The following is a 25,394-nucleotide window of genomic DNA, read 5'->3' as shown; positions in this document are numbered from 1 at the left end:
CTCTGTAATGCTGACATCGTCCGCCGGGCGGGTGGTCCCGTTCGGCGTGCAGCAATAAATCTATCGTGTTTCGGCTTCTTTTTCTACATTCAGTAGAAGGTTCCTCGCCCGTGGCGGCGCGGGACTGCGGAGCGCGGCAAACTGTTCTACACTCTGTAGAAGAAACTTCTTCTACGAACCGTAGAAGTCAGGCGTCGGCGAAAGATGGGGAAACCATGGACGCTTTGGAAATCGCCCGGTGGCAGTTCGGCATCACGACCGTCTACCACTTCATGATGGTGCCGCTGACGATCGGCCTCGGGCTGGTCGTGGCCTTCATGCAAACGCTCTGGTACCGCACCGGCAAGGTCGAGTACCTGCGCATGACGAAGTTCTGGGGAAAGCTCTTCCTCATCAACTTCATCATGGGCGTCGCCACCGGCATCGTTCAGGAATTCCAGTTCGGCATGGCCTGGAGCGAGTACAGCCGCTTCGTCGGTGACGTGTTCGGAGCGCCCCTGGCCATGGAGGCGCTGCTCGCCTTCTTCGTGGAGTCGACCTTCCTCGGCCTGTGGATCTTCGGCTGGAAGCAATTGCGCAAAGGCCTCCATCTGGCCTGCCTGTGGATCGCCGTCATCGGGTCAGTGATCTCCGCCTACTTCATCATCGTCGCGAACAGCTGGATGCAGCACCCCGTCGGTGTCACCCTGGAGAACGGCCGGGGCCGGATGGTCGACGCCTGGGCGGTCTTCACCAACAACACCGCATTGGTGGCCTTCAGCCACACCATCATGGGTGCCCTCGCGGTCGCCGGCGGATTCCTGCTCGGCATTGCGTGGTACCACCTGTGGCGGCGCCGGACCGACGGCATCGACACGGTCGACGAGAACGGCCGGGTGGTGGTGGGCGAAGCCCCCGCCGTGCCAGGCCGTGACAAGGCGGACCACAAGGTCTGGCTGCGCTCCCTGCGCATCGGTGCGATCGTGGCGGCCATCTCCTTCGCCGGCACCTCCATCACAGGCGATCTGCAGGGCAAGCTGATGTTCGAACAGCAGCCGCTCAAGATGGCCGCCGCAGAGGCGGCCTGTCATGACGGCACCCAGTTCTCCGTGCTCAGCGTGGGCGACCTCGGATCCAAGGACTGCTCCAACATCACCGCCGTGATCGAAATCCCCGGTTTGCTCTCCTTCCTGGCGAAGGGCGATTTCACCAGCGAGGTCAAGGGCGTGAACACGCTTGTGCCTGAGTACCAGGCCAAGTACGGCACCCATCTCCCGAACGATCCGACCCTGGGCGACCGGGCCGGCAAGGAGATCCAGTACGTTCCCGTCATGGAGGTCACCTACTGGGGCTTCCGGATGATGATCGGCTTCGGCGGACTGGCCGCCCTCGCCGCCGTCATCGCTCTCTGGATCACTCGGCGGGGCACCGTGCCGGCCAGCCGGTGGCTCATGCGCCTCGCCGTGCTGGGCATCCTGGCCCCCTTCGGAGCGAACGCCGCGGGCTGGATCTTCACCGAGATGGGCCGACAGCCCTTCGTCGTGGCACCGAATCCGGACATGAACGGCATCGATCCGGTGTTCATGTTCACTGCCGCCGCTGTGTCGCCCGGTGTCTCCGCGGGGGAGATCCTGACATCGCTCATCCTGTTGACGGCCGTTTACGCCGTGCTGATGGTGGTCGAGGTGAAACTGCTCGTCACCTACATCAGAGGTGGCGTGGCGTCCGCCATGCCGGAGCTCGCGCATCCTCCCCAGGACGACGACGGCGGCGGCACGTCACCCGACGATACCGACGTCCTGGCCTTCGCCTACTGAGAAGAGAGGTCACGAGATCATGGAACTCCTGCCCACCATCTGGTTCATCGCCATCGCGGTCCTCTGGACCGGCTATCTCTTCCTGGAAGGTTTCGATCTCGGCGTCGGAATGCTCATGAAGCTCTTCGCCCGGAACGAGAAGGAACGTCGCGTTCTGCTCAACACGGTCGGCCCGGTCTGGGACGGCAACGAGGTCTGGCTTCTGACCGCCGGCGGCGCCACCTTCGCCGCTTTCCCACAGTGGTACGCCTCGCTGTTCTCCGCGCTGTATCTTCCGCTGACCCTGGTGCTGCTCGGTCTGATCTTCCGTGCAGTGGCCTTCGAATACCGGGGGAAGATCAACACCGATCGTTGGCGGGCCCGTTGGGACTGGGCGATCGCCCTCGGCTCGTTCGTCGCGGCCTTCGGTGTCGGCGCCGCCCTGGCTCTGAGCACCACGGGATTGCCGCTCAACGCCAACGGTGACCGGGTGGGCGGGCCCTTCGCCTGGTTCACGCCGTACGCGCTTCTGGGCGGGCTCGGCGTCGTCGCCTTCGCCCTGGTGCACGCGCTGGCCTTCCTCATGCTGAAGACCGATGGGGAGGTCAGGCAGCGTGCGCGCACCTGGCTCACCCGATGGCTGCCTCTCGGAGTCCTGCCGATCGCGGCCTGGGTGCTTGCCGTCCAGTTCCTGCACGGCAAGTGGTTCAGCTGGACACTGACGGTGCTCGCGGTTCTGGCGGTCGTCGTCGCCTGGCTCTTGAGCCGGAAGGGTTCGGAAGGCAAGGCGTTCCTCGCCATGGGAATCTTCCTGGCGTGCGGCACGGCAGCGATCTTCTCCGCCGTGTACCCGGTGGTGCTGCCGTCCACTCTCGACCCCGCCTTCGATCTCACAGTGAGCAATGCGTCCTCGAGCGATTACACCCTTGGCCTCATGACCGTGGTGGCATGCATCGGCTTGCCCCTGGTGATCGCGTACCAGGCCTGGACCTACTGGGTCTTCCGCCGCCGGATCAGCGCCGCGCACATCCCTGATTCCCATACGGTTCTTCCCGCCGTCGTCACCCGCATGCTCAAAGGACAGTCCTGATCCATGGCTGAGAGAAGATCGCCGTTTCCGCCGGCGCCCCGAGCGGCCCTCTACCTCCTCGGCCTGCTCGGGGCGGTGAACGCGCTCGGTCTGGTGCTGATGGCCCAGGCGGTCGCGTCCGGAATCGGTGGTCTGGCGGGGAACCGCGGATTCGACTCGTCCGCGCTCCTCGGACTCACCATGCAGGGGGTCGTGGGGGCGGTCCTGCGCGGTGCGGCCAGCTGGGGACAGGCGGTGACGGCCCGTGCGACGGTCGTCGGCGTCAAGGAGTCCCTACGGACACGCCTGCTGGCCGCGCTGCTGGGCGGGCGCCGTCCGGCATCGTCCGCAGGCCGGGGAGCGGACGCCCTGCTGGTCACCCGCCGCCTGGATGAACTCGACAAGTACTACACCGAGTTCCTGCCGGCCCTGGTCAATTGCGCGACAGTGCCTCTGCTGCTCGGAGCCAGAATCCTGTGGGCCGACTGGATCAGTGCGTTGATCATCGTCCTCACCGTGCCGCTGATCCCGCTCTTCATGGTCCTGATCGGTCGCCACATACAGGAAAGCCTGGTCAAGGCGTACCGTGCCCTGGACGTGCTGTCCTCCCACCTGGTGGAGCTGGTCCGCGGCCTACCCGTCCTCCTGGGCCTGGGGCGCACCAGGGCGCAGCGAACGGCGCTCGACGCCGTCGGCGAACGGCACCGCGCACAGTCCATGGCCACCCTGCGCACGGCGTTCCTCTCCGGGCTCGCGCTGGAGTTGATCGCGACGATCTCGGTGGCCCTGGTCGCGGTCACTATCGGCGTGCGGCTCGTGCACGGGCAGATGCCCCTGGAAGCCGGGCTTCTCGCACTCATCCTCGCCCCGGAGTGCTATCAGTCGCTGCGGGCTCTCGGTTCCGCCTATCACGCCAGCGAGGACGGAAAGCTCGCCCTCGCCGAGGCCGATGCGCTGCTCGCCTCCGCTCAGACTCCGCGTCCAGCCCTGCGTCCGGCTCCACATGGCGCTGCCGGGGAGGACGACGGCGTGCTGCGGCTCTCGGGACTCCGGGTCGACTATCGTGCACGAGGCACCGCGATAGGCCCCCTCTCCGTGCGCCTGGCGCCCGGCCGGATCGTGGCCCTCGGCGGACCGAGCGGCTGCGGAAAGAGCACTCTCGTCGCAGCGCTGACCGACACCCTGGACGAGCAGGCCGACGCCGCAGGCGAACTGCTGTGGACGCCCGGCCAGGCCCACCCCTCGGCCACCGGGCGGCCACGGCTGGCTTATGCTCCGCAACATCCCGAGTTCCTGCACTCCACAGTCGAGAAGGAGCTGCAGGCCTGGCTGGGGCAGGACTCGACACCGGACCGCGTCTCCACCGCCCTGAAACTGGCCGGCGCGTCCGAGTTGCTCCACCGGGATCCTTCCGAGCTCAGTCCCGGCGAGCAGCGTCGCGTCGCTGTGGCCCGAGCTTTCGCCGCGTGCTCGACGGGTGCCGTCGCACTCGTCCTGGACGAGCCGACCGCGCACCTGGACGAGACTCACGCCCGTAGCCTGCGGGGCAGTATCCGCGACATGTCCCGGACCATGCCGGTGCTGCTGGTCAGCCATGATCCGCTGACCCTCGCCATGGCGGATGAGACGGTCATCCTGCCCGCTCCGGCGGTCCGGACAGGGCCCGCGGCGAGCCTCGGAACATCGGACGACCGACGTGCCGTCCCGGATGCGGAGCCACGAGTGGAGCACGGCACGGGGACGGCCGCTGCACCGCCGCCGCACACGGAGGCCGCACCTGAGGCCGCCATCCGGACGCGGACCAGCATCAGCCGGGGGTTCCGTGGGCGGCTGGGGTTCGCGGCCGTTCTCAGTGTGCTGGCTCAGCTCTTCTCAGTCTGCCTTGCCGCTCTCTCCGGCTGGCTGATCGTCCGCGCGAGCGCCCAGCCCCCGATCCTCTATCTGATGGCCGCGATCGTAGGCGTCCGGTTCTTCGGCATCGGCCGGGCTGTGCTGCGCTACACCGAGCGCCTGCGGGTCCACGACGTCGTCTTCCGGCTCTCGACCGCCCTGCGGAGCAGTCTGTGGGAAGCTCTGTCGACACGAGCGCTCAGCATCAGACGACTCATGCAGGGAGAGAACGCACTGGACACCGTCGTCGCGCAGGTGGACGAGTACCGGGACCTGCTGCCACGCGTCCTGGCGCCTCGCTGGACGGCTCTGGGCACCGCGCTTGCCGCTCTGGTGGCGACTGTCCTCGTGCTGCCGTGGGCCACACCTGTCGTGGCACTGGTCTGCCTCCTCGGTGCGGCGCTGGCACCCGCGCTGGCAGTCCGTGCCGACCGGCAGGCGAGTCGCACGGTCCTGGCTCAGAAGTCGGCTCTATTGCGTCACGTCACCTCTGCCCTGCAGGCCTGGAAGGACCTGCGGGGCAATGGGATGGAGGAGGCCGTGGTGCGCACGAGCGCCGGGCTTTCCGCGGACATGGTCGCGTCCAGCCGCCGCAGTGCGTGGGCGGAGGGTGCTGCCCAGGCGCTGACGGTCCTGGTCTGCACCCTGGGCGCTGTCGCCGTCGTCGTTCTGGCCGCCTTGCAGGGCGGTGGCCACGACATGGCCGAACGCACTGCCGTGGTGGCACTGCTTCTGCTGGCACTGCAAGAGCCGTTCCTGGCCCAGCTCACGGCGGCCCGCCTGCGTCCGGCACTGAAGACCGTGGAAGAGAAGCTCGAGGACGCTCTGAGTGCCGAGCCGGTGATCACTGCTCACGGTGTCCGGACACAGGACCTCGCGGCGTCGGACAGCGGCGTCGCCTTCTCGGGGCTGAGCGCCGCATGGCCGGACGGAGACCCCGTCTTCGCGGGGCTCGCCGGGGCTGCCCACGCAGGCCGGTCGCTGGCCGTGACCGGTGAGTCGGGCAGCGGGAAGTCCACGCTGCTGGCCGTCCTCATGGGATTCCTTCCGCCCAGGGACGGCACGGTGGAGATCAGGGGCCGCATCGCGTGGTGTCCGCAGGAGTCTCACGTCTTCGACTCGACCGTCCGGGGCAATCTCACGCTGGCCGTCGACGCCGGCGCTGAGGTGAGTGATCAGGAGCTCTGGGCGTGCCTCGCACGGGTCGGGCTGGCCGATGCGGTGCGAGAGATGCCCGACGGCCTGGCGACGAGAATCGGTCCGTCCGGGAGCTTCCTGTCAGGAGGGCAGCGGCAGCGTTTGGCGATGGCCAGGACCCTGTTGGCCGGTGCGAACGTCCTGCTGCTGGATGAGCCGACGGCCCATCTGGATTCGGAAGCGGCAGATGCCCTGCTCACCGATCTCACGGGATCACTCCGGGATGAGACCTTGCTCCTCGTCTCGCACCGTGCAGAGGATCTGGCCTTCCTGGACCAGGTACTGCTTCTGCCGTCGCAGGGAAGAGTCGCGCAGCGGGTCTGAGTGGTTCCGTCCGCCGGAGTGGTGCGGCAGTAGGCTGTGCCCATGAGTGCTGATTTCCGACCTTGGACGGCCCGTGCCCCGCGCCCTGAGGACATTCCGGACTGGGCAGGGCTGATCGCCCGCATCGCGGAGCAGGAGCGGCAGAACTGGTATGAGAAGGCGGAGGACCTGGAGGCGTTCTTCGCGCAGCAGGACCCGTCCGATGCGGTGCTGGTGCTGGACGACGACGGAGTCCCAAGGGCCCACGGGCGGGTCACGGCGTGGAAGGAACACGCGGTCGTTCGTACGGAGGGCGGCGTGGACGCGGCATGGCAGCGCCGTGGTGTGGGCCGGCGCCTGCTGCGGTGGCAGCAGGAACGTGCGGCACGGATTGGAGCGGGCAAGGGGTACGGCGCGGTGGCCGTGCGTGCTCAACACGACGAGCGCATCGCGTCTCCTGGCCGGCTGTTCGCGTCCGAGGGATTCGAAATCGTCCGCTGGTTCAATGAGATGCACCGGCCGCTTGGCCCGGGACTGCCTGAAACTGTCGTCGGGGCCGGATATGAGCTTCTGCCCTGGACGCCGGAGTTCGATGAGGAAGCGCGGCTGCTGCACAATGCCGCCTTCGCCGCGCATTGGGGGAGTGAACCGCGGAATCAGGAATCATGGGCTTTCCGGGTAGGCAACCCGGAAGTCCGGCGGGATTGGAGCCTGGTGCTGAGAGAACGTGCCGGTGGCGCCATGGTCGCCTACCACCTCGCCAGCCACGACCCGGAGATCAAGCGGATGCACGGCCGGTCTGAGGGGTACACGGAACTGCTCGGGGTTCACCCGGACCACCGCGGCCGTGGACTGGCCACGGCCCTTCTCGGCGAGGCGGTGCGCCGGTTCGCCGCATCCGGCATGGACACGGCGGCACTGGACGTGGACTCGGGCAACAGCACAGGAGCCCTGGCCCTCTACGAGGGGCTGGACTACCGGGTGGTGAACCGAGCGCCCGTCTGGGAGAAGCTGGTCCAGCTCAACCCGTGACGTCGTGCAGGTGGTGAACCAGATCGTGCAGGAAGTAGCTGCCGAGCGTCGTGACCGTGAAGGATGAACCGTTGCTGCGCAGGCCGCGGTGTTCGAGCGTCTCCGGGGGCACCTCGCGGAAGGCCCTGGCCGTCAGGACCGCCTCCTCGGCAATCTGATGAGTCACCCGCCGGGGGCTCTCGCTGCGGTATTCCTTCGCGACGGCCGTGGAGTCCTGGTCCCAATTGTCGAAGGCTGCGCCGTCCTTCAGGACCATGAGATGGAGCCGCTCACGGAACAGCTCCAGTACGTCCCGGACGTGGGCCGCGTACTCCAACGGGGACCAGACTGCTTCCGAGGGGCGCACCGCGCAGTCTTCACGGCGCAGCACGGCGTCCCAGCGGGACGGGTGCTCCAGGACGGCCGCCGCGACGTCAGCGGGGCCGACTCCTCGGGGGTCGAAAGCACATTCGGGGCAGGGGCGTTCGGTGACCCAGGTCCAGTCTTTGACATCCGGTTCAATAGCCATGGCCTCAGGATAGCCAGAATGGTCACGGCCGCCGGAGACGCCTCAGCTCAGGCTCGGGCCGATCAGCTCCACCGACTGGCTCAGCGGCACTCCCGAACCGTCGCGCTTCCCATGCTCCTGGGGAAGGGAACGGGCGACGCCGGCCGGGCTGCCGGCCTTCGCGGGACCGTGTCCGGCCCAGGCGATGAGCAGGCGGTCTTCGCCCTTGAGGAAGCGATGCGCCCTGACACCGGACGTGGCGCGGCCCTTGGCCGGGAACTCACTGAAATCGCTCACCTTGGCTGCTCCCGGACTGGTGCCCGGCAGGGCGCCGGAGGAACCGGCCACGGTGACCACGACGGCGGCGTCATCGGCTGCGGCGACGACGCCGAAGAAGAGTGCCTCGTCGTCGGCGGCCAGCTTGATGCCCGCCATGCCGCCGGCCAGGCGACCCTGTGGCCGAACGGCGGTAGCCGGCATGCGCAAGAGCTGACCCGAGCGCGCGATGAACACGAGTTCGGACTCTTCCGGGGACGGCATGACCGAGAGCACCCGGTCCTTGGGTTTGAGCGTGATGGCTTCCCAGTCCTCCCGGTTGAGGGGGTAGTCAGGCTGGATGCGCTTGACCACGCCCTGCGCCGTGCCCATCGCCACCACTTCGTTCAGCGGGACGATTCCGATCAGCGATTCACCCTTGGGCAGCGGCAGGAATTCCTTGACCGTGACCGCCGTCGAAAGATTGGGAGCACCGTTCGGCAACGGCACCACGGGCAGGTCGACGACCTGGACGCGGAGCATCCGGCCCAGGCTGGTCACCGCGCCCAGCTCGCCGCGTGCTGTGCTGCGGACCGTCGAGAGCAGGACGTCGTGCTTGGAACGGGAACCGGAATCGGCGAGCGGTTCGGCCGATTCGGTGCGCGCGACGACGCCCGAGGCGCTGAGAACCACCCAGCACGGTTCGTCGGCGATCTCCAAAGGCAGTTGCTGGGCAGCGTTCTTGCGTCCGGTGGCCGCCGGAAGAGCCTTTGCCGCAGGAGCGTCGTCCTTCTCCAGGAGAACCGTGCGTCGCGGCGTCCCGTGCCGTTCGGCCACTTCGGCGAGTTCGTCGGAGACCACCTGGCGCAGCCTGGCATCGGAGCCGAGGATCTCCTCCAGCTCGGCGATCTCGCGGCGCAGTTCGTCGCGTTCCTTCTCCAGCTCGATGAGGGAGTACTTGGTCAGCTGCCGGAGACGCAGCTCCAGGATGTAGTTGGCCTGTGCCTCGGAGAGGTCGTAGATCGACATGAGCCGCTCGCGGGCCACTGCGGCCTCGTCGCTGGAGCGGATGATCTGGATGACCTCGTCGATGTCCACGATCGCGATGAGCAGACCCTCCACCAGATGGAGGCGATCCTTCTTCTTGCCCAGCCGGAACGCGGTGCGGCGCCGGACCACGTCAAGACGATGGCCCAGGTAGACGTGAAGCAGTTCCAGGAGTCCCAGCGTGCGCGGCTGGCCGTCGACGAGCGTGACGTTGTTGATGCCGAAGGAATCCTCCAGCGGAGTCAGCCGATAGAGCTGCTGGAGCACGGCCTGCGGGTTGAAACCGTTCTTCAGCTCGATGACCAGGCGCAGACCGTTCGTGCGGTCAGTCAGGTCGACGAGATCGCTGATGCCCGCCAGCTTCTTGGCGTTGACCGCATCCTTGATCTTCTCGATCACCTTCTCCGGCCCCACCATGTACGGCAGCTCGGTGACCACGAGGCCCGTGCGGCGGGCGGAGAGCTGTTCGACCGAGACCTTGGCCTGGGTCTTGAAGCTGCCTCGGCCCGTGGCGTAGGCGTCGCGGATGCCGGACAGCCCCACGATGCGACCGCCCCCGGGAAGATCCGGTCCGGGGATGAACTTCATGATCCGGTCCAGATCCGCGTCGGGGTGATCCAGCAGATGCCGGGCCGCTGCGATCACCTCCCCGAGGTTGTGGGGGGCCATGTTCGTCGCCATGCCGACGGCGATGCCGGAGGCGCCGTTGACCAGCAGATTCGGGAACGCGGCCGGGAGGACCTCCGGCTGCTGGATCGTGTTGTCGTAGTTCGGGACGAAGTCCACCACGTCTTCGTCGAGGTGGCCGGTCATGGCGAGGGCGGCCGGGGCGGGCCTCGCCTCGGTGTAGCGAGGGGCCGCGGGGCCGTCGTCGAGCGAGCCGAAGTTGCCGTGACCGTCCACGAGAGGCAGGCGAAGCGAGAAGTCCTGGGCCAGGCGCACCATGGCGTCGTAGATGGCGGTGTCACCGTGCGGGTGGAGCTTGCCCATCACCTCGCCGACGACGCGGGCGCTCTTGACATGCCCCTTGTCCGGGCGCAGGCCCATATCGCTCATCATGTAGAGGATGCGCCGCTGCACCGGCTTCAGCCCGTCGCGGGCGTCCGGGAGGGCACGGGAGTAGATCACCGAATAGGCGTACTCAAGGAACGACGTCTCCATCTCGGTGGTGACGTCGATCTCGACGATGTTCTCGGTGAACGGTTCAAGGGGCTGAGTGCCCCGGGTGGTGGTGCGTCGCGCCATGGATGTACGGATGACCTCGTGGAGGGTGATGCGCGCCCTGATGACGCGCCGACTAGTCTTAAGACTATGGCGCGTGCGGCGGAAGATGCTGGATATCCGGACTATTGGGAGGCCGATGTCGTCCTGAAGGACGGCGGCACCGGGCATATCAGGCCCATCGCACCCTCAGACGCGGACGCGGTGCAGGCGTTCCATCAGGCGCAGTCGCAGGCTTCGATCTACCTCCGCTTCTTCAGCTACAAGGCCAAGCTCAGCCGTGGGGAACTGAAACGCTTCACCGAGGTGGACCACCGGGACCGGGTCGCGCTGGTCATCACGATCGGCGGGGAGATCGTCGGGATCGCACGTTACGACCGGCTCGACGACCCCCTGGAAGCAGAGGTGGCGTTCAACATCTCCGATCGGCACCAGGGACGCGGGCTCGGTTCGATCCTCCTGGAGCACCTGGCTGCGGCCGCGCTGGAGAACGGGATCCGTCGCTTCAGTGCCGAGGTCCTGCCGGAGAACCGCAAGATGCTCGGCGTCTTCGCCGATGCAGGATACGAGGTGAAGCGGCAGTTCGAGGACGGTGTGGTGCTGGTGGTCTTCGACATCGACCCCACCGTGAAGTCACGGGCCGTGATGGAGTCGCGCGAGCACCGTGCGGAGGCCCGGAGTGTTCAAGAGCTCCTCGCCCCTCGGTCCGTGGCGGTCATCGGTGCGAGCCGGCATTGGGGCAAGATCGGTCATGAGCTCATGACCCATCTGCTCGAGGGCGGGTTCAAGGGCACCGTCCACGCGGTCAATCCGGCGGCTCTGGAAGTCGGTGGAGGGCTCAGCTACGGGAGCATCTCCGAAGTCCCCGCGCCGGTGGACCTCGCGGTGATCGCCGTCCCCTATGAGGAGGTGGCCGGCGTCGTCGCGGAGTGCGGTGCCGCGGGCGTCCGGGGTGTGCTGATCGTCAGTGCCGGTTTCGCCGACGACGGCGAGCGGGGACTTGCGCGCCAGAACACCATCGTGCGGCACGCCAGGGCCGCGGGCATGAGGGTGATCGGCCCGGCGTCGCTCGGCGTCCTCAATACCGAAGCCGCTGTCTCGCTCAACGCGTCCATGGCTCCGGCGTTGCCGCGCGAGGGCGGCCTGGGCCTCTTCAGCCAATCGGCCGCCGTCGGCATTTCGCTGTACGCGGTGGCCCAGCGACGCAGGGTCGGTCTGTCGAGCTTCGTCTCCTCCGGCAACCGGGCGGACGTATCGGGCAATGACCTCATGCAGTACTGGGAGGACGACCCCCGGACTCGTGTCGTAGGCCTTTTCCTGGAGTCGTTCGGCAATCCGAGGAAGTTCTCCCGGATCGCCCGGCGTCTGGCACGCAGCAAGCCCGTCGTGGTGGCGAAACCCGCCACCATCGGGCTCCGGCTTCCGGCGGGCCACGCCGTACGCACCACCCAGGCGCCCGGTGCCGCGCTCGACGCAATGCTCCGCCAGTCCGGGGTGATCCGTGTCGAGACCATGGAGGACCTGCTCGACGTGGCCCAGATCGCCTCGTCTCAGCCGTTGCCCGCCGGGATCCGTCTCGGAGTTCTGTCCAATTCACTCAACCTGGCCAGGATCGTGGCGGACTCCGCCGAGGAACAGGGCCTCCAGGTGACCTCATTGCGGGGTGATCTCGTCCTGTCCGGTGGCCAGTCGCTCGCGTTGCGGGAACTGCGGCAGGCCGTCGTCGGCCTTCTGGAGGACCCGGCGGTCGACGGTGTCGTGGTGACGCTGCTGCCCACTCTGGGCGTGATGCATCAGGCGCTTGAGAAGTCGCTGACGGCTCTTGCTGCGGAAAGCGGCAAACCTCTCATCGTCGTGTTTCCCGGGAACCCGGACCCTGCGGAAGCCGGGAACGGGGTGCTGCGCGCGGACGAGCCCGGGGCGCAGGGCCTTCCGGTGTTCGAGAGCCCGGGCAAGGCGATCGCAGCTCTGGCCGCACTGGCGCACTACGTGCGATGGCGGGACGCGGAGCTCGCCGCCGTCGCGCAAGACGCCGGGGAACCTGCGGCCGGTGCGAAGGCCGAAGCCTCGGCACTGCTGGAGAGCTGGCTGGGAACGGTACGCGACGAGAGCCTGCATGTGCTGGAACCGGCGCGGATGGGGAAGCTGCTCGCGTGCTATGGCATCACGGTTCTGCCCTCGCGGCCCTTCAGCACCGCATCGGAAGCGCAGGCGGCGGCAGACGAACTCGGTTGGCCCGTGGCCCTGAAGACCCAGGATCCGATTCTCCGGCACCGGCTCGATCTCGGAGGCGTCCGGCTGAACATCCAGGACCGGGAGTCACTGGAGCGCAACATCGCGCAGATGAGGCAAGTCCTCGCGGATTACGGTGCCACGGAACTTGAGGTCCAGTCGATGGCGGGGGTGGGGCAGGCGTGCACCGTGAGGGCCATCGAGGATCCGTTGCTGGGCCCCGTGGTGGCCTACGGTCTCGCTGGTGATGCTGTGAAACTGCTCGATGACTGGGCATACCGGGTCCCGCCGCTGACGCTGGGGGAGGCGAAGGCATTCGTCGCAGTGCCGCGGGCGGCGGTGAAGCTCGACGGCTATGAGGGGCTGCCTGCGGTTGACACGGAGGCGCTGGCCGGCCTCCTCTTCCGCGTCGCGGAACTCAAGGACAACCACCCGGAGATCGCACTGCTGGAGTTCACACCGGTGCTGGTCGGACGGAGCGGACTGAATGTGCTTTCGGCCACTGTTCACATCGCCAACGCCGCCCAGAGAACGGACAGTGCCAGGCGGGCCCTGCGGAGCTGAGCGGCCGCGAAGGAGGTCCCTGCGACCCGCCGTTCGCATGTGTCCGTCGGATCTGGGAAAATGGATGGCATGAGCCAGCCCAGCAGTGCGCAGAACACCCGTGCCCTCAGCGAGCTGAAGACGGCCGTGAACAAGGCGGGCTTCTACCCCCGTCTGGTCTTCGACGTCGTCGAAGACGCACTGGACGGCCGGACTCCGCTCGATCAGCTGGTCCATCTGGAGACTCATTTCGACCGCGCCGAAGTGCGCCGCCATGTGACGGCTCTGGTGATCACACAGGACGTCCTCGTCGTCGCGCACGTCGACGATCACCAGCTCGACGAGAACGGCGAGCACGTGATGGCGCAGGTGTCCACCGAGACCGTGCCCCTGCACCAGATCCGTAGCGTGGTGCTCGGCTTCGTCTACGCCCAGCCGCAGGAGTACAGCGGCCGTGAGCAGCCGCGCGAGCTGACCCTCTCGATCGCGTGGTCCGGTGGTCGACGGCTCGATCTGCTTCCTGCGACATGCGGCGACCCGCAGTGCGAGGCGGACCATGGTCTCAACGGCACGAGCAGTGCCGAGGACATCGTGCTCCGTGTCAGTGCGGAGGCGGACGGGCCCAAATCGCTCACCCAGGCCAAGTCGTTCGCGCACTCTCTGCGCTCGGCCAGCACCGGTTCCCGGGTCGGTGAGGCGCCGGAGTACCGTCCCGGTTCCGCGGAGCCCTATGCCGCCGCGCCGCAGCTGCCGCCCACCAGGCCACGCGCCAGAGGGCTTGCCGGGCTGTCCGGCCGCTTCAACGCGCGCAGTCACCGTCAGTGACGGGCACGACACCGCTCCCTCCGGCCCCCGCCTATGGCCGCCGGAGTATCACCGAGCTCTTGCCCAGCGCCGCGGCGGCGGCGGGCGCTCCCGGGCTTCCGAACGTTCTTGGACTGCCGTCGGCGAACCGCGTCTGTCTGGTTCTGGTGGACGGGATGGGGTCTCAGCTCCTGAAACGCCACGCGGCCCATGTCCCGTTCCTGCGTTCCCTGCTCCAGGCGGACGGCGGCGGACAGCCCCGCCGGCTGGACTCGGCGTTCCCCAGCACCACTGCGAGCTCGCTCGCCAGCCTCGGAACCGGGCTGCCGCCGGGCCGGCACGGCATGGTGGGCTATGACGTCCTGGACCCCTCGCAGGGCAAGGTCGTGAACCAGCTCGGGAACTGGGACCGCGGGGTGGATCCCGTGGCGTGGCAGCCACACCCGACGGTGTTCGAGAGGATCTCGGGAAGCGTCCCCTCACACACTGTGAGCCTGCCCCGTTTCGAGAGTTCATCGATGACGGCGGCGGCTCTCCGGGGTACGAGCTTCCACGGTTCGGCCGGTCTGGCCGGACGCATCGGCGCTGCCGTGGAGATCCTCCAGAAACCGGGTCTGGTCTACTTCTATCTGAATGAGGTGGACAAGGCCGGGCATCGCCATGGGATCGGTTCGCAGGAGTTCCTCAGCGCTCTGGAGGAGGTCGATTTCACGCTGCGCCAGCTCTCGACCAGGCTTCCTCAGGACACCCTGGTCCTGGTCTCGGCCGACCATGGGATGGTGGACGTGCCGCGCAGCGGCAGGATCGACTTTTCGGCGGAACCGGAATTGGTGGCCGGCCTCCGGCATACAGCGGGTGAGCCGCGAATGCTCCACTTGCACGTGGAACGGGATCATGATCCGGCACGGGTGATGGATGCGTGGAGCTCGCGTTTCGGGGACAAGATCTGGCTGCTGTCCCGGCACGAGGCGATCAGCGGAGGCTACTTCGGCGAGGTGAGCCCGGAGGTGCTCCCCAGGATCGGGGATGTCCTGGTGCTTGCCCGCGAGGAAGTGGCGTTCTTCGACCTGCGCCGGGTGAGGCCCGAAGCTCTGGAGATGGTCGGCCAGCATGGCTCGCTGACACGCGCCGAGCGGGAGGTTCCGTTGCTCAGTTTCAGCGCCACCGGCCCGAAGGCCGGCAGCCGCAAGAACTCAGGCGGACGACGCCGCTGAGTCGGCTCAGTTATCGCCCTTCGTGCCGAAGACGATCTCGTCCCAGCTGGGAACGCTGCGGCGTTTCGCTGCGGGGCGTTCCTGCTTGGCCTCGTGCTCGGCATCCGGGTCCTTGTCCCTGGGCGCCTGCTCCCGCTGGTCCGCGGCAGGCTTCTCTTCTTCGGCTCGGGCACGCTCGACGTCCTGGGGACTCCGGTGGAAGCTGTCCCCCCGCATCAGGGCGCGTGCCTTCGCCTGAGCCGACTCGTGCTGCTCAGGTGAGTCCTTCTCCCGTTTCCCCGCAAAGATCTCGTCCGCCAGGCTCGGCCCGTCCTGCGAGGTCTCCTCTTCGGCTTCCGGCGCCGAGGGGACGATTCTGATCTGCCGGGTGTTCGGGCTGATTCCGTCGTCGAGCGCGAGGGCGTCCTCGTCCTCGTCCGTTTCAGGGAACGCGACCGTGAGGCGCGGTGGGGCGGGGACTTCGTCCTCGCCTTCTCCGGGACGCGGGTGCGCGGCCGGAATGCCCTGCGTGAGAAGGAGCGCGAGGGCGTCGTCGCCGTCCTCGTCGACACCGAGCCGTTGCCCACGGCGGGCGTTGAGCAGATCGACGAGGCCTTCGGCGTCGCTCACGGGAGCGTCCGGGTCCTGCGGCTCTTCAGCCTCGACGTCATAGGGGCTGTCCCGTACCGCGGTGAGGCGGCGGCCGCCCCACGGGCTGTCGGTGTGCAGCTCCAGCGGTTCGAGCTCGCTGAGGTGCTGTGCCCAGCGGTTCGCGTTCTGCAGCGAGCGCGTGACGGGGGAGAAAGTCCAACGTGCGGGAGACTCCTCACCCAGGCGTCCGTCGAAGCCTTCCGGAAGTTCGAAGTAGGCCATGACCTCCCAGAGGCCGTGGCCGGTCTTACGGGAGTCCCATTCCAGCCGGCTCAGTGAGACGCCCAGCTGCTTGAGCCGGTGCTCCACCATCTCGCCCAAGGAGGCGCGGTCCTGACCGAAGGCGCTGCGGTAGCCTTCGCCGTCGTCGAGGTGGCCGGGAACCTCCACCTTGCGTGCCTGCGACGCGATGTGTTCGCGCTCGGCGAGCACCGGCCCTTCATAGCGTTCGACGCTGCTCAGCGGCAGTCCGGACTCCTCGGCGACCTCGGCCGCCGTCGCACCGGCCCGGATGCGTGCCTGGATGTCACGGGGGCTCAGGGCCGGGGTCCCTGACTCACGGGCCGAAGGGCGGGCCGCGGCTCGCGCGACAGCGCGCCGAAGGGCCTCGTCAAGGGGAAGGACGTACTGCTCTCCGCTGGGATCGCTGAGCAGAAGACGCTCACCGCCGTTATGAACTCCGAGCAGTCGCAGTTCCTGCATCCTGAAACCTCCACTGTGTACTGAGCCGTCACCCGAAACTCTGCCACCTCCGGCCCGTGAACGCGGTCAGCTCGAAGGGCGCGCCGCGAAATTCTCCCGCGTTGACTGGCATTTGGCGTGATTCTGAGTGAGAATCGGGCCCGTGTGCCGGAGCCGGGCACAAAATCGGCTCTCGCGACGTTGTCGCTGTAGTTCCTGGCCGCCGACAGCGGTCACCGATTTCTCACTGAGGGGGAATGACACCACATGGCCACCGATTACGACGCGCCCCGCAAGACCGAGGAGGACCGCGCCAACGAGTCCTTGGACGCGTTGCAGGCCACTCACCGCGCGGACGGCAAGTCCGCAGTGGTGGACGAGGACGAAGCCGAGCTGGCCGACTCGTTCGAACTGCCGGGAGCGGACCTCTCCCATGAAGAACTTCAGGTGACGGTCCTGCCGGAGCAATCCGACGAATTCACCTGTGCGTCCTGCTTCCTGGTCCGGCACCGTTCCCAGATCGCCCGGGAGAAGGACGGCCTGGCCTATTGCATCGACTGCGAAGGCTGAAGATGCGGGGCCTGGCCTAGGAGGCCAGCGCCTTCAGGAGCTGCTGCGGGCGGCGGGTGGAGACCAGCCAGTACGGGGTCTCGTCCTCAGGGTCATTGAGGTCGACCCGGACCACCGGATCCACCCAGCCGCGGAGGCAGAGGAAGGCGAGGCCGTTCAGCCGGGGACCTCGTTCCTGGAAGGCCTCGTCACCGCTGAACGCTTCGGCATGGCTCAGATAACGGCGCTCGATGGTGGCCTTGCCCGCGCGGAAGTGCGTCGGGGTCACCTCCACCAGGGGAGTGCTCAGGTACAGCGCCGTCGCCTGGCCGAGGAACAGCACCACGGCTGCCGCGATGCCGTAGCCCCATCCGATCGGGGCCAGCACGAGAATGCCTGCCATGGAGAGGATGATGACGATGATCCAGGCCCCGATGCCCGGCAACAGGCGCTCCGTGAAGAGGGGTTCGATCTGGGAGGTTCCGGAGGGCACGGCAGAGCCGGCATTCGTGCTGGGCATGGTAATAGCTTGACACCTTTCACTCTGCTTTTCACCTTCGCCGCCGCCTTGCAGCCGGCCGGCAGGACGTGCCGGCTCTGCGGCACCGTGGGGATAGGCTTAGGCGCGTGACTGAAGCGCATCCCCACACTCTTGACGTCGAACTCCGCATGCTCGACGACGGCCTCGAGCCCCCGTCCTATGCCCAGCCCGGTGACGCCGGCGCCGACCTCCGGGCTCGCGAGGACGTCCGGCTCGAACCCGGTGAGCGACGCCTGGTCCCGACGGGAGTCTCGATCGCGCTGCCCTTCGGCTACGTCGCCTTGATTCACCCGCGCTCCGGCCTGGCCACCAAGCAAGGTCTGAGCATCGTCAACGCACCCGGGACCGTCGACGCCGGCTACCGCGGAGAGATCGCGGTGACACTGATCAACCTGGACCGTGAACGTGCGATCGAGCTGCGTCGCGGCGATAGAATTGCACAGATGGTGATCCAGCGCGTCGAGCACGCACGGTTCATCCCCGTCCAGGAGCTTCCGGAGTCCGCGCGGGGTGCCGGAGGTTTCGGGTCCACCGGCGGTTTCACCGTCACGTCCGTCTGAACAGAACGCAACGAACCAGTACCGGCGCCCCTGCGTCGCACAAGGAGAATCCGCATGCTTTTCGGAAGGTCCCGCAAGACCCAGCGTGAATCCGACGAGGTCCTGACCCCCTCCGCTGAGGAGATCGAGGTACAGGACACGGAAGGCCGTGCCGAGAGCGGCCCGTTCGACGCCAGCGAAGTCGAGGAGCGGGAGAGCTATCTCGATCTGGGTGCCGTGCTGATCGCCCCACGTCAGGGGCTGGAACTTCGTCTTGAGGTTGAAGAGTCCTCCCAGCGCGTCATCGCGGTCACCATGGATCTGGGGGAGTCCTCCGTTCAGGTCCAGGCGTTCGCCGCCCCTCGCTCAGAGGGACTCTGGCCGGAGATCCGCGAGCAGATCGCTGAGTCCGTCCGGAGTCAGGGCGGCCAGACCGAGGAACTCGAGGGAACCCTCGGCGCCGAACTGATCGCCAGCGTTCCGGCGGAGACGCCGGACGGCTCGCCGGGCTACCGGGTGGCACGATTCGTCGGGGTGGACGGTCCCCGATGGTTCCTGCGCGGCGTGTTCAGCGGTCCTGCGGCGATCCAGCGTGACGCCGCCTCGGAACTGGAGGAACTGTTCCGGAGCCTGGTGGTGGTCCGTGGTGACAGCCCCATGCCGCCGCGCGAACTGTTGCCTTTGACCATGCCGAAGGCGCCCCAGGAGGACGAGGCCGCCGAGGAGCCGTCCGGCCTGCAGGCCCCTGAACGCGGTCCGGAAATCACCGAGATCGGCTGAGCCGTGGCGGAGCCCAACATCCCCGGTCACGGCCCGGTCGCCAAGACGCGGGGCGAATGGACGGGGCGGATCTCCTCGATCACGCGTGAGCCGCTCTCCTCGGCCCCTCGGTTCACGGCACGTCTTTCGGAGATCAAGGGAGCCGCCATCCCGGTTCCCGAGAGCGGCCAGAGCGCTCGGGACATCAGGCTCCTCTGGCTCGGGCGCCGCAAGGTCGGCGGCATCGAACCGGGCTCGACGCTTCGGGTCTCGGGAATGCTGACCACTCGCGGTGGCCTCGCCACCATCATCAACCCGGCGTACGAGATCATCTCCGCCCCGCAGGCCTGACGGCCAGGACGACGAGGTACCCACCCGTATGAGCAACGAAGAACAAGGGGCCCAGCGCCCCGACACGGCGCGGCCTGACGCCTCGGAGCTGGCCCGGAGCGTCTCTGAAGCCGCCGGAATCCATCGTCACGAGGACGGGCGCGTCAACCTGCTCAAGACCGCCGGCGGATGGCAGGGCATCGCCGAGAGCATCCTGCCCGGTCTTCTCTTTCTCCTGGTCTACACCGCGGCGCAGTCGCTGCCCCTGGCGCTCGGCGTCTCCCTGGCTTCGAGCGCGGTGTTCGCGGTGGTCCGGCTGATTCAGAAGCAGAAGCTGACCATGGCACTGGCCGGTGTGGTCGGTGTCGCGATCTCGGCCTGGTTCGCCCAGAGCACCGGAAGCGCTTCGAACTACTATGTCCCCGGCTTCTTCACCAACGGGGCCTATCTCCTGGCGCTACTGGTGTCCCTGGCGGTGCGCTGGCCGCTGGCCGGCCTGCTTTTCGGTTTCCTCCGCAATGAGGGTGTCGGCTGGCGTCAGGACCCGGCAGCCTACCGCCGCTACACGCTGGCAACCTGGACCATCATCGCTATTTTCGCCCTGCGGCTGGCCGTGCAGCTTCCGCTGTATTTCCTCGGTGATCCGGCACTTCCGGCCCTAGGGGCGACACGGCTCGTGATGGGCACGCCGCTCTACGTTCTGGGCCTGTGGCTCGCCTGGCTGCTGAGCCGACCGGCGCCTGCTGAGGACGGACCACAGAAGCCGGAGTGACATACCTCTGAAAAGAACGACGGCGGCGGGCGGCTCTCAAACCGCCCGCCGCCGTCGTGCGCTCAGTTCTCAGCCGTCGAAGCCGTCGTCGAACTGCGTGGTGGCAGTGCTTTCGGGGGAGGCTTCCGGGTCGTGCGAGGCGGAGAGCAGCTGACGCAGTTCGTCCTCGGCGGCGAGGGTGGTGACGAAGAAGAGCTCGTCGCCACCCTCGATCACGTCGTCGCGACTCGGAGTGATCGGCGCCTGGTCACGCAGGATGGCGACCAGAGTGGCCTCGTGCGGCCAGTCGATGTCTCCCACGGTGGAGCCGATGAAGCTTGCGTCGTACGGCACGGTGAACTCGACGAGCGAGGAGACGCCGGCCTGCAAGGTCAGAAGCCGCACGACGTCGCCGATTTCCACCGCCTCCTCCACGAGCGCGGTCATGAGCTGCGGGGTGTTCACTGCAACGTCCACGCCCCAGGAGTCATCGAACATCCAGCCGTTCTTGGGGTTGTTGACGCGCCCCACCGTACGGCTGACGCCGAACTCGGTCTTCGCGAGAAGCGAGACGACCAGATTCACTTTGTCGTCGCCCGAGGCCGAGACGACGACGTCGGCGTCTTCCAGTCTGGCTTCCTTCAGGATGCTCAATTCGCAGGCGTCGCCGATCAGCCAGTGAGCGCCACGCAGCCCGCTGCGGCCGATCACTTCCGGTTTGAGATCGATCAGGAGCACGTCGTGCCGGTGGCCCAGCAGTTCACGCGCAATAGAGCTTCCGACGCTTCCCGCGCCGACGATCACGACTTTCACTCTGCTTCCTTCGCGGGTTCCTTGGACAGGATGCGGGTCACGGCGTCGAGGCGCTCGACGGGGACGATGGCATGCAAGGTGTCACCTTCCTGGTAGCGGGAATCCGCCGTCACCATGGTTCCTTCGCCGAAGCGGCTCAGATAGGCCACTCGGATCCCGGCGGTCTCCTCAAGCCGGGCGAGAGGCTGCCCCTCCCAGGAGCCGTCCACCGGAAGCTCGGTCAGGACGAGGCGGCCCGAGGGTTCGCGGAAGTCGCCGGTGATGGCCTGCTCCGGCAGGATGCGACGAAGCACCTGGTCGGCACTCCAGCGCACCGCTGCGACGGTGGGGATGCCCAGACGCTGGTAGATCTCTGCGCGGCCGGGGTCATAGATGCGGGCGACGACGTGGGGGACGTGGAAGGTCTCGCGGGCCACGCGGGTCGCGAGGATGTTGGAGTTGTCTCCGCTGGAGACTGCGGCGAACGCGTAGGCCTCCTCGACTCCGGCGTGCTTGAGGGTGTCCCGGTCGAAGCCCACCCCGGTGACCTTCCGGCCCTGGAAGCCGCTCCGCAGACGGCGGAATGCCCGCTCGTCCTGATCGATGATGGCCACGCTGTGGCCGGAATCCTCCAGGGTGTGGGCGAGAGTCGCTCCCACACGCCCGCAGCCCATGATGACAAAGTGCGCCACGAACCATTCCTTCGTATATTCCGGATGGCCTGGGAGGAATCCCAGGAGAATCAGAACACCAATGTAGCCGGTGCACGGCCCAGGCAGAGCATCACAGGCTGTCACGGAGTGCACGTCCGCCATGACACGGGGTGGTCGGGCAGACTACCGTGGTCTGGTGCTGTCACTTCTGAATGCGGTCAAGCGGGTGATCGTGGGCCGGCCGTTCCGTAACGACCGGCTGAGCCACACCCTGCTTCCGAAGCGCATCGCGCTGCCGATCTTCGCCTCGGACGCCCTCTCCTCGGTGGCGTATGCCCCGGATGAGATCCTCCTGACCCTCGCCCTGGCGGGCGTCTCCGCCGTCGCCCTTTCCCCGTGGGTGGGCCTCGCCGTCGCCGTCGTCCTCCTCACCGTGGTGGCGTCCTACCGGCAGAATGTGCACGCCTACCCCTCCGGCGGCGGTGACTATGAGATCGCGAACGTGAACCTGGGGAAGTTCGCGGGCCTGACCGTGGCCTCGGCGCTCCTGGTGGACTACGTGCTGACAGTGGCGGTCTCGATGTCCTCGGCGGCTAACTATCTGGCCACCGCGGTGCCCGGACTGCACGGCCAGCAGGCGCTCGTGGCCACGGTCGGCGTGGTCCTGCTGGCCCTGGTGAACCTCCGCGGCATCAAGGAGGCCGGCAGCGTCTTCGCCCTCCCGACGTACGTGTTCATGTTCTCCATCATCGGCATGACCGTGGTCGGGGCGTTCCAGGCGGCGACCGGCCACCTTGCACAGGCGGAGTCGGCTTCCTTCGAGATCGTCCCGGAGTCGCATTTCGACCAGGGCCTCGTGGGACTGGCTGGCGCGTTCCTGCTGCTGCGGGCGTTCTCCTCGGGCGCCGCGGCGCTGACCGGTGTGGAAGCCATCAGCAATGGCGTGCCCAACTTCAAGAAGCCCAAGAGCAAGAACGCGGCCACCACGCTCCTCATGCTCGGCGTCATCGCCACCAGCATGCTCGCCGGCATCCTGTTCCTGGCCAACGCCACCAAGGTGCACATCGTGCAGAATCCTGCGACGGAGTTCCTCAAGGACGGAAAGCCCCTGCCGGAGGGCTACATCCAGAATCCGGCCATCAGCCAGATCGCGCAGGCGGTCTTCGGCGCCGGGTCCATCCCGTTCTACATCGTGGTGGCAGCCACCGGCATCATCCTGGTGTTCGCCTCCAACACGGCCTTCAACGGCTTCCCGGTCCTCGGCTCGATCCTGGCCCAGGACGGTTATCTGCCCCGTCAGCTCCGCACCCGTGGCGACCGTCTGGCGTTCAGCAACGGTGTCCTCGCCCTGGCTGCCGGGGCGCTCGTGCTCATCCTCGCCTTCAACGCCGACGTCACGAAGCTCATTCAGCTCTACATCGTGGGCGTGTTCATCTCCTTCACCGCGAGCCAGATCGGCATGGTGCGGCACTGGGGCCGCGAGTTGAAGAAAGTCCGGGACAAGGGCGCGAAGATGCGCATCATCAAGTCCAGGACCATCAACATGCTCGGTTTCGGGATGACCGCGCTGGTTCTGACGATCGTCCTCATCACCAAGTTCGAGCAGGGTGCCTGGATCGCATTGCTGGCCATGCTCGCCCTGTTCCTCATCATGTGGAGCATCCGGGCACACTACGACAATGTGGCCAAGGAACTCGCCGTGGATGAGGACTCCGCACCGCGCGCGCTGCCGTCCCGGGTCCACGCGGTGCTCCTGGTCTCGCACGTCCGCAAGCCGGTGCTGAGGGCCCTGGCGTATGCGAGGGCCTCCCGTCCGTGGAAGCTCGACGCGATCATCGTGGACATCAACCCGGAGGAGACCGCGCATACGGTGGAGGACTGGGAGAAGCTGGACATCCCGGTGCCGCTCACCGTCCTGGCGAGCCCGTATCGCGAGACGGTCACCCCGATCCTGGACTACGTGAAGAACATGCGGCGTGATTCCCCACGGGACCTCATCGTCGTTTACATCCCCGAGTACGTGGTGGGCAAGTGGTGGGAGCAACTGGTGCACAACCAGACGGCGCTCCGCATCAAGACGCGTCTCCACTTCGAACCGGGAGTCATGGTGGCCAGTGTGCCGTGGCAGCTCAAATCCTCGAAGGAAGCTCAGCAATTGCAGGAACTCCGGTGAACGAATCGTCCTCCCTTCTCACACTCACCCTCGGCCCCATCGCCCACGGCGGGCACACGGTGGCCCGTCACGACGATCGGGTCGTCTTCGTCCGGCATGGGCTGCCGGGGGAGACCGTGCGGGTCCGGTTGAGCGATGCCGCCCCACAGGCCCGTTTCTGGCGTGGAGACGTGGTCGAGGTGCTGGAGGCCGGCCCGGACCGGCAGGAGCATCCGTGGAGCGACGCATGCGCACTCGACGCGGCACGTGCCGGTCGGGCTCCCGTGGGTGGGGCGGAGTTCGGCCACGTCTCCCTGCCCGCTCAGCGGCGTCTGAAGGCGCAGGTTCTCGCAGAGCAGTTGCAACGCCTCGCAGGCGTGCAGCTGGAGACCACCGTGGAGGCCGTTGACGACGACGCCGACCGCGGCCTGCAGTGGCGCACCCGGATGGCCTTCGCCGTCACCCCCGACGGCCGGCTGGGCATGCACGCTCACCGTTCCGAGGAGATTCTCCCGATCCGTTCCATGCCGCTTGCGAGCCCGCCTATTCAGGAACTGGCCCTCTGGGATCTGCAGTGGCAGGGCATCGCGCGGGTCGAAGTGGCGGCTCCGGCCAATGGCACACAACCCCTCCTGATCCTGTGGCCGGTTGAAGGGCTGCAGGAGAAGGAACAGGGCCGGGCGCTCAAGCGTGCGGTCGCTCAGATTCCCGAGGGCGTGTCCGCCGCCGTGATGGATCCGGGCAGCCAGCAGCTCCTGCGCTGGCGGGGTCGCTCCTGGGTGAAGGAGAGCGCCAACGGCTTCGAGTACCGGGTGACCGGTGAGGGGTTCTGGCAGATCCACCGTAAGGCTCCTCAGACGCTCATGGACGCGGCGCTCGGCTTCCTGGGCGATGGAGGGTTCCTGCCTGAAGGGGCGGCTGTCGCCGACCTCTACGCGGGAGCCGGTCTCTTCACGGCGCCGCTCGCGGCCGCTGTGGGCGAGCAGGGCTCGGTTCTCTCGGTCGAGGGATCACCGGGGACCAGCCGGGACGCCCGGAAGAACTTCCACGGGAATCCCTGGGTGGAGATCGTGCAGGGCAAAGTCGAACGCGTACTGCGCCGGCACCCGAGGACCCTGGATGCGGTGATCATCGATCCGCCCCGGGCCGGGGCCGGCAAGGCCGTGGTGCAGCAGCTGGTGGCGTCCGGCCCTCGGGCCATCGCCTACGTCTCCTGCGACCCCGCGTCCTTCGCCCGCGACGTCGGACTCTTCGCTGCAGCGGGGTGGGAACTGTCCGGTCTCCGCGCGTTCGACCTGTACCCCAATACGCATCATCTCGAGACCGTCGCTCTGATGACTCCGGGCCGCTGAGAGGTTCATTGCCACCCTCGGGCAGCGGGTGTAGCTTGACCGTGGGGGCGCCTGTGGCGTCCATCACCACGATTCGAGAGGCGCCACGATGGCTTCCACGCTGAACCCCTACATCAACTTCGTCGACAATGCCCGTGAGGCTCTGGAGTTCTACCGGGGGGTTCTCGGTGGCGAGCTGCGTCTGAGCACTTTCGGGGAGTTCCCCGGATCGACGCCGGACACGGATGCGGAGAAGATCATGCACGGTCAGCTGACGACGCAGGCCGGCTTCACTCTGATGGCTGCGGACACTCCCGCGGGAATGGAACACCGGGGAAACTGCGGCTTCAGCGTCAGTCTCTCCGGTGACGATGAGACTGAGTTGCGCGGCTACTGGGACGGGCTCTCCGAGGGCGCCCAGGTGATACTCCCTCTGGAGAAGCAGATGTGGGGCGACACCTTCGGCATGCTCGTCGATCGCTTCGGGATCGGCTGGATGGTGGACATCGCCGCAGGCTGACCGTTCGTCGGCCTGGGCCGCCGCGAGCGGGACCGCCGGTTAGGCTGACCTAACTAGCATGCGTTCTGTGACGCGACAAAGATGAAAGTGTTGCGAG

At 67.3% G+C, this 25,394-nt stretch carries 21 protein-coding genes; 15 read left to right on the top strand and 6 right to left on the bottom strand.

The window, feature by feature from the left end; translation table 11 throughout:
• Positions 1–215: 215 nt before the first annotated feature.
• From ACIPXZ_RS03145 to ACIPXZ_RS03130, 4 genes are read left to right on the top strand one after another with little or no spacing between them, the layout of a single operon-like run.
• Entirely contained in the window at positions 216–1,796 is a 1,581-nt protein-coding gene (locus tag ACIPXZ_RS03145) for a cytochrome ubiquinol oxidase subunit I (RefSeq protein ID WP_400590680.1), read from the top strand.
• 19 nt (positions 1,797–1,815) lie between these two features.
• Complete coding sequence (gene cydB, locus ACIPXZ_RS03140) at positions 1,816–2,865, top strand: cytochrome d ubiquinol oxidase subunit II (protein ID WP_400590679.1); 1,050 nt, start codon at positions 1,816–1,818, stop codon at positions 2,863–2,865.
• Positions 2,866–2,868: 3 nt separating this feature from the next.
• Entirely contained in the window at positions 2,869–6,255 is a 3,387-nt protein-coding gene (cydC, locus tag ACIPXZ_RS03135; protein WP_400590678.1) for a thiol reductant ABC exporter subunit CydC, read from the top strand.
• Between the two features lie 42 nt (positions 6,256–6,297).
• On the top strand, positions 6,298–7,266 hold the full coding sequence (locus ACIPXZ_RS03130) for a GNAT family N-acetyltransferase (RefSeq protein ID WP_400590677.1): 969 nt from the start codon (positions 6,298–6,300) through the stop codon (positions 7,264–7,266).
• On the opposite strand, the gene ACIPXZ_RS03125 is transcribed toward ACIPXZ_RS03130, so the two are convergent.
• Both ACIPXZ_RS03125 and ACIPXZ_RS03120 read right to left on the bottom strand, forming a co-directional pair.
• Entirely contained in the window at positions 7,256–7,774 is a 519-nt protein-coding gene (locus ACIPXZ_RS03125) for a DinB family protein (protein WP_400590676.1), read from the bottom strand. The two genes, ACIPXZ_RS03130 and ACIPXZ_RS03125, sit on opposite strands and share 11 nt — an antisense overlap.
• 42 nt (positions 7,775–7,816) lie before the next feature.
• Positions 7,817–10,300, bottom strand: coding sequence for a DNA topoisomerase (ATP-hydrolyzing) subunit A (locus ACIPXZ_RS03120; RefSeq protein WP_400590675.1), 2,484 nt, complete (start codon positions 10,298–10,300; stop codon positions 7,817–7,819).
• Between the two features lie 66 nt (positions 10,301–10,366).
• Here ACIPXZ_RS03120 and ACIPXZ_RS03115 point away from each other — a divergent pair, with 66 nt between their 5' ends.
• The 3 genes from ACIPXZ_RS03115 (at position 10,367) to ACIPXZ_RS03105 (ending at position 15,069) form a co-directional block, all read left to right on the top strand.
• The gene (locus ACIPXZ_RS03115; RefSeq protein WP_400590674.1) at positions 10,367–13,072 is read left to right on the top strand and encodes a GNAT family N-acetyltransferase; all 2,706 of its coding nucleotides are present in this window, start codon (positions 10,367–10,369) and stop codon (positions 13,070–13,072) included.
• Positions 13,073–13,141: 69 nt separating this feature from the next.
• Entirely contained in the window at positions 13,142–13,876 is a 735-nt protein-coding gene (locus ACIPXZ_RS03110; RefSeq protein ID WP_400590673.1) for a DUF5998 family protein, read from the top strand.
• Positions 13,873–15,069 (top strand): alkaline phosphatase family protein, encoded by a 1,197-nt coding sequence (locus ACIPXZ_RS03105; protein ID WP_400590672.1) that lies wholly within the window; start codon positions 13,873–13,875, stop codon positions 15,067–15,069. Before ACIPXZ_RS03110 ends, ACIPXZ_RS03105 begins: the two co-directional genes overlap by 4 nt.
• A gap of 6 nt (positions 15,070–15,075) precedes the next feature.
• Here the strand turns inward: ACIPXZ_RS03105 and sepH are convergent, their stop codons facing one another.
• On the bottom strand, positions 15,076–16,401 hold the full coding sequence (gene sepH / locus ACIPXZ_RS03100; protein WP_400590671.1) for a septation protein SepH: 1,326 nt from the start codon (positions 16,399–16,401) through the stop codon (positions 15,076–15,078).
• 246 nt (positions 16,402–16,647) lie between these two features.
• Between sepH and ACIPXZ_RS03095 the strand changes: the two genes are divergently transcribed.
• Entirely contained in the window at positions 16,648–16,950 is a 303-nt protein-coding gene (locus ACIPXZ_RS03095) for a DUF4193 domain-containing protein (RefSeq protein WP_400590670.1), read from the top strand.
• A 16-nt stretch (positions 16,951–16,966) separates the two neighbouring features.
• On the opposite strand, the gene ACIPXZ_RS03090 is transcribed toward ACIPXZ_RS03095, so the two are convergent.
• Positions 16,967–17,449, bottom strand: coding sequence for a DUF3093 domain-containing protein (locus ACIPXZ_RS03090; RefSeq protein ID WP_400590669.1), 483 nt, complete (start codon positions 17,447–17,449; stop codon positions 16,967–16,969).
• Between the two features lie 107 nt (positions 17,450–17,556).
• On the opposite strand from ACIPXZ_RS03090, the gene dut reads away from it, so the two are divergent.
• From dut to ACIPXZ_RS03070, 4 genes are read left to right on the top strand one after another with little or no spacing between them, the layout of a single operon-like run.
• Positions 17,557–18,030 (top strand): dUTP diphosphatase, encoded by a 474-nt coding sequence (dut, locus tag ACIPXZ_RS03085; RefSeq protein WP_400590668.1) that lies wholly within the window; start codon positions 17,557–17,559, stop codon positions 18,028–18,030.
• 54 nt (positions 18,031–18,084) lie between these two features.
• Entirely contained in the window at positions 18,085–18,789 is a 705-nt protein-coding gene (locus tag ACIPXZ_RS03080; RefSeq protein WP_400590667.1) for a DUF3710 domain-containing protein, read from the top strand.
• 3 nt (positions 18,790–18,792) lie between these two features.
• Positions 18,793–19,119, top strand: coding sequence for a hypothetical protein (locus ACIPXZ_RS03075; protein WP_400590666.1), 327 nt, complete (start codon positions 18,793–18,795; stop codon positions 19,117–19,119).
• A 28-nt stretch (positions 19,120–19,147) separates the two neighbouring features.
• On the top strand, positions 19,148–19,870 hold the full coding sequence (locus tag ACIPXZ_RS03070; RefSeq protein WP_400590665.1) for a DUF3159 domain-containing protein: 723 nt from the start codon (positions 19,148–19,150) through the stop codon (positions 19,868–19,870).
• Between the two features lie 69 nt (positions 19,871–19,939).
• On the opposite strand, the gene ACIPXZ_RS03065 is transcribed toward ACIPXZ_RS03070, so the two are convergent.
• Both ACIPXZ_RS03065 and ACIPXZ_RS03060 read right to left on the bottom strand, forming a co-directional pair.
• A complete protein-coding gene (locus ACIPXZ_RS03065; RefSeq protein ID WP_400590664.1) occupies positions 19,940–20,662 on the bottom strand; it encodes a potassium channel family protein in 723 nt (240 codons plus the stop codon).
• On the bottom strand, positions 20,659–21,333 hold the full coding sequence (locus ACIPXZ_RS03060) for a potassium channel family protein (protein ID WP_400590663.1): 675 nt from the start codon (positions 21,331–21,333) through the stop codon (positions 20,659–20,661). Before ACIPXZ_RS03060 ends, ACIPXZ_RS03065 begins: the two co-directional genes overlap by 4 nt.
• A 157-nt stretch (positions 21,334–21,490) precedes the next feature.
• Here ACIPXZ_RS03060 and ACIPXZ_RS03055 point away from each other — a divergent pair, with 157 nt between their 5' ends.
• From ACIPXZ_RS03055 to ACIPXZ_RS03045, 3 genes are all read left to right on the top strand, one after another.
• Positions 21,491–23,467: an APC family permease gene (locus ACIPXZ_RS03055; protein WP_400590662.1), complete on the top strand. Its 1,977-nt coding sequence runs from the start codon at positions 21,491–21,493 to the stop codon at positions 23,465–23,467.
• Positions 23,464–24,798 carry a class I SAM-dependent RNA methyltransferase gene (locus ACIPXZ_RS03050; protein ID WP_400590661.1) on the top strand — a complete coding sequence of 445 codons (1,335 nt, stop codon included), beginning with the start codon at positions 23,464–23,466 and terminating at the stop codon, positions 24,796–24,798. The genes ACIPXZ_RS03055 and ACIPXZ_RS03050 overlap by 4 nt, the downstream gene beginning before the upstream one ends.
• Before the next feature lie 88 nt (positions 24,799–24,886).
• On the top strand, positions 24,887–25,297 hold the full coding sequence (locus ACIPXZ_RS03045; protein ID WP_400590660.1) for a VOC family protein: 411 nt from the start codon (positions 24,887–24,889) through the stop codon (positions 25,295–25,297).
• Positions 25,298–25,394: the final 97 nt, after the last annotated feature.

The organism is Arthrobacter sp. NPDC090010, assembly GCF_044748305.1.
In the GTDB taxonomy this organism is placed as follows: Bacteria; Actinomycetota; Actinomycetes; order Actinomycetales; family Micrococcaceae; genus Arthrobacter_E.
The sequence above is the reverse complement of the archived record's forward strand: the minus strand, read 5'-3'. Positions and strand labels throughout refer to the sequence as shown.